Annotated in this window: 9 protein-coding genes; 5 read left to right on the top strand and 4 right to left on the bottom strand. The window is 42.3% G+C overall.

From position 1 onward, the window contains the following. On the bottom strand, positions 1 to 306 hold a 306-nt coding region (locus A3757_RS11385; RefSeq protein ID WP_156506285.1), incomplete at its 3' end, for a hypothetical protein. 52 nt (positions 307 to 358) lie between these two features. Between A3757_RS11385 and A3757_RS11380 the strand changes: the two genes are divergently transcribed. After that, positions 359 to 1,024: a TIGR04282 family arsenosugar biosynthesis glycosyltransferase gene (locus A3757_RS11380; protein ID WP_068507183.1), complete on the top strand. Its 666-nt coding sequence runs from the start codon at positions 359 to 361 to the stop codon at positions 1,022 to 1,024. A gap of 34 nt (positions 1,025 to 1,058) precedes the next feature. Here A3757_RS11380 and A3757_RS11375 read toward each other — a convergent pair whose 3' ends face one another. After that, on the bottom strand, positions 1,059 to 3,053 hold the full coding sequence (locus A3757_RS11375) for a M48 family metallopeptidase (protein WP_068554826.1): 1,995 nt from the start codon (positions 3,051 to 3,053) through the stop codon (positions 1,059 to 1,061). A 255-nt stretch (positions 3,054 to 3,308) separates the two neighbouring features. On the opposite strand from A3757_RS11375, the gene rfbB reads away from it, so the two are divergent. Together rfbB and rfbA are read left to right on the top strand one after the other, a co-directional pair. After that, positions 3,309 to 4,319, top strand: coding sequence for a dTDP-glucose 4,6-dehydratase (gene rfbB / locus A3757_RS11370; RefSeq protein ID WP_068739643.1), 1,011 nt, complete (start codon positions 3,309 to 3,311; stop codon positions 4,317 to 4,319). Between the two features lie 35 nt (positions 4,320 to 4,354). Continuing rightward, positions 4,355 to 5,218 (top strand): glucose-1-phosphate thymidylyltransferase RfbA, encoded by an 864-nt coding sequence (gene rfbA / locus A3757_RS11365; protein WP_068739641.1) that lies wholly within the window; start codon positions 4,355 to 4,357, stop codon positions 5,216 to 5,218. A 40-nt stretch (positions 5,219 to 5,258) separates the two neighbouring features. On the opposite strand, the gene gmhB is transcribed toward rfbA, so the two are convergent. Both gmhB and A3757_RS11355 read right to left on the bottom strand, forming a co-directional pair. Next, on the bottom strand, positions 5,259 to 5,819 hold the full coding sequence (gmhB, locus tag A3757_RS11360) for a D-glycero-beta-D-manno-heptose 1,7-bisphosphate 7-phosphatase (protein WP_068739639.1): 561 nt from the start codon (positions 5,817 to 5,819) through the stop codon (positions 5,259 to 5,261). A gap of 63 nt (positions 5,820 to 5,882) precedes the next feature. Continuing rightward, positions 5,883 to 6,989 carry a DegT/DnrJ/EryC1/StrS aminotransferase family protein gene (locus A3757_RS11355; protein ID WP_068739637.1) on the bottom strand — a complete coding sequence of 369 codons (1,107 nt, stop codon included), beginning with the start codon at positions 6,987 to 6,989 and terminating at the stop codon, positions 5,883 to 5,885. Positions 6,990 to 7,277: 288 nt separating this feature from the next. Here A3757_RS11355 and A3757_RS11350 point away from each other — a divergent pair, with 288 nt between their 5' ends. Further along, positions 7,278 to 7,847 carry an SIS domain-containing protein gene (locus tag A3757_RS11350; RefSeq protein WP_068739635.1) on the top strand — a complete coding sequence of 190 codons (570 nt, stop codon included), beginning with the start codon at positions 7,278 to 7,280 and terminating at the stop codon, positions 7,845 to 7,847. Continuing rightward, the coding region (locus A3757_RS11345) for a nucleotidyltransferase family protein (RefSeq protein WP_156506284.1) at positions 7,831 to 8,248 on the top strand (418 nt) is incomplete at its 3' end. The genes A3757_RS11350 and A3757_RS11345, both read left to right, overlap by 17 nt.

Here is an 8,248-nt window from a genome sequence, read left to right as displayed (position 1 = left end):
TTGAATCGGCGCTTGATTTTCGTCTGACTTGAATAGGCTCTTGATCACGGAAATAAGTTCTTTATCGCTCAGTAGTGCGCGCAATACTTGATTGACTTGCTTGTCCTCATAGCACTGAATTTCTTTAAAGCTTTCTTGCCATGCTATATTGAAAGAGACTGCTTTAAGACTTTGCGACATGATTACCCGTAACGAATTGAAGATTGAGGTTTGAGTATAAACAAAAATGACGATTTCTTCGCGCCGATTATAATGAATTAAGTCTAGCTTCTGGCCATATATGCTGCCAGCGGCCAAAAACAACATTCGACTGGCCTGATAGAAGAGCTAATAATTTAAATATTGAGCAGAGGTAACTGTGAGAAAGTTTTTACTTGTTCAGTTTGCTAAGCGTCCTTTGTTGGGGCATGTAAAAACTCGTATTGCGAAAGTCTTGGGTGAGGAGGCTGCGCTATCTATTCATATGGAGCTTGTTGCAGATATTGCTTTAAGATTTAGTCAGTGTATCGCTTGTGACTATCAGTTATGGTTTGATCAAAAGAGTGCTTCGTTTGACTCGCTTGAAGCAGAATCTATAAATGCCCATAAAAAGCTTAAGGCACTAATTGCAGAAGAAGGTTTAGACTGCCACGAACAGCGAGGGGAAAATCTTGGTGAGCGAATGTGCGATACCCTTGAGCGTAGTTTAGTTGATTATCAGAGCGTTGCGATTATTGGCAGTGATTGTCCGAATGTCACTGTATCTGACCTGAAAGTTGTAAAAGATTCATTAAGTGAGCATGACGTGGCGATCATACCCGCAGAAGATGGTGGTTATGTATTACTAGCCTTACGCAGAGAAGCTCTGGCCCGAGTTAATGGTAATTGGCTCGATGGTGTTGAGTGGGGGAGTGATAAGGCGCTGGAGCAAACGCTTAGTTGCTGCAGTCGGATAGGACTAAGCTATCAAGTGCTTCCTGACTCGTGGGACGTTGACGAAGTGGCTGACTATGAGCGTTGGAAGGAAGTTATAGCTCAAACTTAGCGCATGATCTTGGCCAAGTTTGAGCTGAATATTGCTAGCGTTTTGCTAAATAAATTGAGTAGTCATGATTTATTTGCTTGGTTTTTGCTATTTTCAGTAAATTCTTTTTCGCCAAAGCGGTTGAAACGGCTTTCCCGTAGTGGTTAAGCACTTTACTTAGCTGCCAGTCAGAACTGCTGCTAAGTTCGATAGCAGTATTCAGTACAGGTTTTTGGTCATTGCTCCCAAACCATGCTTGGCGACATCCATCAATGGAATAGAAATATTCTTCGTTAATCAAACCTTCCCAATAAGCACTGTATTTGTCAGCGAGAATGGTGGATCTTAGAGCTCTGATATTTGCGCTGGTATTACGAAGACCTTGCTTAGCAACCAGCGTTTCAATATCTGCACTCGCGTTATCCGGAGATTCACACAGTTTTATATTTAGCATGCCGTTTGTACAAAGCTGGCGTTTAACTAATTCAATAAATTCTGCGTCCACTATCGGCGCTTCAGCTGAGATTGATGCAAAATGAATTTGGTTTCCATCTTCAAGAAAACGTTTTGCTAATGATTGTGGCCAAAACACTATATTAGATAAGCCTTTTTGATGGGCTTTTAGATGACACTCAGCTAGGTTCTCTAGACTATTTTCAAGGGCGAGGACATCAACATCGTTGAAGTGATTAGCATACTCAAGCGCACGTTGAGAAGCATTGGTGCCTGCAACTAATAGCAGTAAGCGTTCTGGCAGTTCCGATTCTGGCAGCTGGAAGTTATTGATTAGTTCCTGCTTCAAGGACTGCTGATTAAAAAAGTCGATTGTTTGCCGCCTTGGAAATGGCCCCGGTAAGTCATCTTTACTAGTTAGCAGTTCACTTTTCTTTTCTGGGAACTGCTGCTTGAAAGATTCACGCTCAGCTCGACGATATAGGGATGACTCCATTAAGGGTAATAATGCCGATGGCCACTGATCTAGTTCCAGCGCTGTTAAGTTAACTGCATAAGTCTGAGAGAAGAATGCCTTATACATACCCACAACAATCAATGCGCCGGCTACCTCATCAACTTCCCACTGGTGTTGGAGGGTATGTTGAAGAGATTGATCAATTAGCTCGACTTTTTCCTCTTCAACTTCATCAACGATTAAAGCGAAGTTAGTACGCTCCGCATAAACAGCAATCGCGATAGCTAGCACTTGTAGATCATCCCGAAGGGTGCCTGACTCAACGCACTCTAGCAAAATGCTTTGGCGCAATAGCGTTATAAATTCTTCAACATGCGGATCAGGTAAAATGCAGTTTAGTAAGGAGTAATACACTAAGGGGTCTTTTGCGACTTCAAGCATTTCAATCGTCGCATTTGGATTACTTAAATCATATTTTTTGACTAGCAATGCCGCAGCGAATCCGGCAAGTTTATCTAAAGCCAGTTCGCTCTTTGACAGAAGCAAAAACAAATCAGCTTCAAGCTGAGTGTTGTAAGATTCTATCTTTATATGTGGGCAGCAGTTAAGCATGCCATGCAAGATCGTAATGTCATCATAGCCATGATTGATTAAAGATCGATAATGCAGGTAAGCGACATCGAAGTGGCCAAGTGCATGATGAGCTCTGGCCATACCTAGAAATGCGTTCTTATTGCCATTATCAATTGAAAGTGCTTTTTCGAACTGTCTGATTGCTAACTCAGGCTCTTCAGAAATTATATGTAGATAACCTAGATTCGTCAGGTATTGTGTATTTTCAGGCGAGTGCTCCAAGCACTTATCAAATAGTTCTTTTGCGGCAGAAACATTCCCTCTATCAAGCTCTATGCGGCCAAGTAGGTTCATTGCCGGCGCGTTGTTCGGGTCGAAGTTGATGACTTCAGTGATCAGCTTGAAAGCCTTATCCAAAGAAACCTTCTTGTCTTCAACAGCAGTATCGGTACTGTTATACATCTTGTAGAGGTCATTCGCGTGGATAAGCAGGCGTGCAATATCAGAACGTTCACAATCGCTGAATTCATTTACGATTGGTTGGAGCTTAGGAGTAGTAGGACTCATATTAGGTAAACCTCTTCCGCTTTTTTGTATTATCTAAGGTAGTTATCCCTAATAAGCGAAGACCGTGCCATACATCAGGTTTCCAGGTGAAGTAGTAAAAGAAAAACTGAATGACCGCTTCAGTTCATGAGAATCTTTATCGAACTATACAAGTTTACGATTGTTAAATAGCATGCATGTAACTATCTATTATTGCATCATGTCTAAATTTGCTAGATTATCATGCGAGATCAAAGCATTAGGAAAGATAATTAAATGAATATATTGGTAACGGGTGGGGCAGGGTTCATCGGTTCGGCTTTAGTTCGGTATCTTGTAAATACTACCAAACACAGGGTTTTGAACCTTGATAAGCTTACGTATGCTGCAACTTTAGCATCGCTTTCAGCTATAGAAAGTGATGAGCGCTATACCTTCGTGGAAGGGGATATCTGCGATAGCGCTCTTTTGAAGTCTTGCTTTGATTCCTTTCAGCCCGATGCTGTTATTCACTTGGCGGCTGAATCTCATGTTGACCGTTCTATCGCTGAAGCGGGCGACTTCATTCAAACTAATATCGTTGGAACCTATCAGCTTCTAGAGGCCTCACGTTTGTACTGGCGCTCCTTAAGCAATGATGCTAAACAAAGCTTTCGTTTTCATCATGTTTCGACCGACGAAGTGTTTGGGGATATAGGTGAAGGGAGGTTCAATGAAAAAAGTTCATACCAACCCAGCTCTCCGTATTCTGCCTCAAAAGCGAGTGCTGATCATCTTGTAAGGGCTTGGCATCGGACCTATGGGTTGCCTATATTGTTAAGTAACTGCTCAAATAATTATGGCCCTTACCAGTTTCCTGAGAAGCTCATCCCCTTAACTATAAAAAACGCTTTGAGTGGCAAAGAACTGCCTGTATACGGAGAAGGAAAGCAAGTTCGAGATTGGTTATATGTTGATGACCATGTAAGTGCGTTGTACTGTGTGTTGAGTGAAGGTAAGGTTGGTGAAACTTACGTGGTTGGTGGTAATCAGGAAAAGCAAAATATAGAGGTCGTTAATCAGGTATGCGAAATCCTTGAGGATTTAGCGCCTAGCAAGCCCGAAGGCGTTGCGTTTTATCGAGACCTTATTACTCATGTTACAGATCGGCCTGGTCATGATCAGCGTTATGCAATTGACGCGACCAAGATATCCAGAGACTTGGGCTGGCGCCCCAAAGAGAGTTTTGACTCTGGTCTGCGTAAGACGGTTGCATGGTATATGCGCCAGTTTGAAACTAGCAAATAGCCTAAATAACAAGAAGAGTGTGGGGAGGTGATTGAGTGAAGGGGATTATTCTAGCGGGAGGCGCAGGTTCGCGACTATATCCAATAACCCGAGGCGTCTCTAAACAGCTATTGCCGATCTATGACAAACCGATGATTTACTATCCGATGTCTGTGTTAATGCTAGCGGGAATTCGAGATATTCTAATCATTTCTTCTCCCGAAGATTTACCGAGTTATCAGAACCTATTGGGCAATGGTGAAAACTTTGGCCTACGACTCAGTTACGCTGAGCAAGCGAAGCCAGAAGGCTTGGCGCAAGCTTTTCTTATTGGTCGAGAGTTTATCGGCTCCGGAAAGGTTTGCCTTATTCTCGGTGACAACGTCTTTTTTGGGCAAGACTTTTCACCAAAGCTTAAACAGGCTGTAGAGCAAGAACGTGGCGCAACCGTATTTGGTTATCGCGTCAAAGATCCCGAGCGTTTTGGCGTTATTGAATACAGCGATAGTGGCCAAGTACTGTCTATCGAAGAAAAACCAAGCGAGCCGAAGTCAAATTATGCAATCACAGGCCTCTATTTTTTTGATAACGATGTCGTTGACATAGCAAGCCGGGTTAAACCTTCAGCTCGTGGTGAGCTGGAAATAACCGACGTAATAAATGCCTACCTTGATCGCGAACAGCTAAATGTAACAGTGCTGGGGCGCGGATTTGCCTGGCTCGATACGGGAACCCATGACAGCTTGATCGATGCCGGGCAGTTTGTGAAAACTGTTGAGGAGAGACAAGGATATAAGATTGCGTGTTTGGAAGAGATTGCGTTTAAGCGTGGGTGGTTATCGAAGCAGCAAATAATATCTCAGATTAACAGTATTGGTGGCACCCAATACGGGTGCTATTTGCAAGAAATGGTGGACTAATAAAGGTAAGCTAACTAGAGCAACGTGATTTAGCTTACCTTTATAAAATGGAATGAATGGCACTAAGCCTGTTTGTTTGGTAGTAGGTTTTATTGCCAGGACGTTTTAGAGGTGGGCCATTACCAATAGGCTTGTCATGAGTTACCAATATGCGTTTTTTGATTTTTGCCAGTTGAGCGCAACGCATATCCGAAATGCTGTCACCAACCATAACCGACTTTGATAAAGATATATGAAAGCGCCGCTTCGCTTTGAATATCATGCCAGCTTTGGGTTTTCTGCAGATGCAGGTATGGTTAAAATCGGGGTGGTGTGGGCAGTAGAGAGTTTGTGTGACCTTAATTCCCTGATGCCAGAATTTCTTTTTAACTTGTTTGGTTAGTGTCTCAAAGTCTTTCCTAGAGTAATACTTCCTAGCTATACCTGATTGATTGGTGATTATTATTATTTGATAGCCTTTTCTCTGAGCGTGTTTACACAAAGCAAAAATACCGTCGATAAACTCAAAGTCCTCAAAATGATGAACATAGCCGTGGTTGATATTAATTACACCGTCGCGATCTAGAAAAAGAGCTTTTCTATAAGTTTTTATTTGGTACATAGTTAAGCCTGAAGCGTGGCTCCTAAAGTCATTAATGCGGAAACTAGATCATCAAAACTTAGCTTAAGCTTGGTTATCGACAAACTTAGAAATGCTTCTTGTGACATTATCTATTTGTTCGTGTGTCAAATAAGCGTGGAAGGGCAGAGCAATGCCGTTCTCAGAACATCGGATTGAATGTTCTAGCCCTCCTTTAGCTTCGATAGTGTTGTGTTTGAAAGCTGCATGTTGATTGATCAAGGGGTAGTACAAGCGTCGAGATTCTATCTGATGTGAATAAAGGAATTCAGACAATTGCTCAGCTTTTTGATTTTCAAACGTGACATAAAGGCTAGATGGGGTGAACTTGTCAGTTCCCGCTTGCAAAGAGAGGGGTAGCTTTGCTGCTCTAAATGCTTCCTTGTAATGTTTAAAGATACTGTCTCGTATACTTATTATTTCGGTAAGCCGGTCAAGCTGCGCAAGGCCGATAGCGCAATGGTATTCACTAATCTTTGCATTGCCGCCCGCACTAAGAATAGAGCGGTCTGGTTCAAAACCAAAGTTTGATGCTTTCTTGATCTGTAAGGCATGTTCTTTTGAAGGGCAGACAACAAGACCACCTTCTCCTGCACCGATTGGCTTCGTCGCATGTAAACTAAAAGCATAGATAATGTTGTCTCTAATGCTCTGATTGCCAAGTGCTGCGGCTGCATCGAAGATTACCGGAATGCCGGTTTTCTGGCAGAAAATAGACCAGCTTTCTGAGCAGAGCGGCGTACCAAAAGCGGCAACTGGCACGACAGCGGCAATATTGTGCTCCTTAAGTTGGAGCGAGGCAATGTCAGGTGTTAATGCCCAGCCCTCTTTGTCAATGTCACAAACTACTGGCGTCAACCCTGCATTAATTATCGCTTCTATCGTGGCGGGGAATGTAAAACTACTGGTAAGTACCTTAGCTCCTAAAGGTAGGCTTAAGCTCTTCAATGAAAGTTCAATTGCCGAAGTGCCAGATGAGACTATTGCTAGGCGCTTGGGGTCAATACCGTTAAGGCATTTGTCGGCTAAGTTGTGCTGAAACCGTTCATAGAGTGGCCCGAAATTAGAATACCAGCGCTTATCGTCAATCTCCCTAAGGTAGGGGATTAATTGATCTGTGACTGGCATGTCGGGTATGAAGTAGGAAATCATAGGAAAAGCTTCTTATAGAATATATTTAACAATATATAGCAATAAGCAGGCCTTAACGAAATAAAAATTAGGGTGTTTTTTGGGTTTACGATAGGATTAGAGAGTGGTGCAGTGGGCTGAGGAGATATGACTCGCCTAGTAAGGATGATTGATAAGCATATTTCCTTAATTTATACTCGGTTTTTGTTATAAAAATTAATGATTTAAAATAGAATTCCTGCTTAAGCAATCTTGATACCTATCATGGCGAATTTTTATCGTCGGTACTAAAACTAAATAAGAAAAATTATGAGTAATGGCGACTATTTTAATAATTACTTCTCTCTAATCAGTGAAAAGACCTCATCAATAGATCCTGCCTTGCTAAGGGAATGTGCTTCGGTTATCCAGAGTACGCACACCAGTGGGGGAAAGTTGTTGATTGTTGGAAATGGTGGGAGTGCTGCTATGGCAAGCCACCTAACAGTAGATTTCTTGAAGTCAGCTGGGGTTCGAGCAATGAACTTCAACGAAGCTGACTTAATTACGTGTTTCAGCAATGATTACGGCTATGAGCACTGGGTGTCAAAGGCGTTCGAGGCTTACGCAGACCCGGGAGACCTCGCTATCATAATTAGTAGCAGTGGGCGCTCAGCGAATATGTTAAACGCAGCGATCAAAGCTTCAAAATTGAAGCTCGGGATAATTACTGTTTCCGGCTTTACGGCTGATAACCCTTTGAGACAGTTGGGTGATATTAATTTATGGGTTGACAGTAAAAGTTATAATGTTGTTGAAATGACACATCATATTTGGCTTTTATCGATCATAGACTTTATTTCTGAGAGTAAGGCTCGGTTAGATGAACCAAAGGCCTGATATTCGAGCTTTACTACTATCGGCAGGTTTAGGGACTCGGCTTCGGCCTCTAACGAATAATTGGCCTAAATGTTTAATGCCCATCAACGGTAGGCCGCTACTAGAGTACTGGCTACAGACATTAGATGATATAGGCATTCATCATGCTGTGGTTAATACCCACTATTTATCAGAACTTGTATCTAAATTTCTTAAGCGCCCACAGTATGCTTCATGGATAAAAGAGGTTTTTGAACCTGAGTTGCTGGGAACAGCGAGTTCCTTGCGGCAAAATCAGGCTTTTTTTAAGAATGCCACGACGCTACTAATTCATGCAGATAATTGGTGTCACTGTAATTTCTCGGCTTTTATTGAATATCATTGCAAGTATCGACCAGATAATTGCCCTATAACAATGATGA

The sequence above is a fragment of the Oleiphilus sp. HI0117 genome (assembly GCF_001635235.1).
Note: the sequence above shows the minus strand (reverse complement) of the source record. Positions and strands in the feature narration are given on the sequence as shown.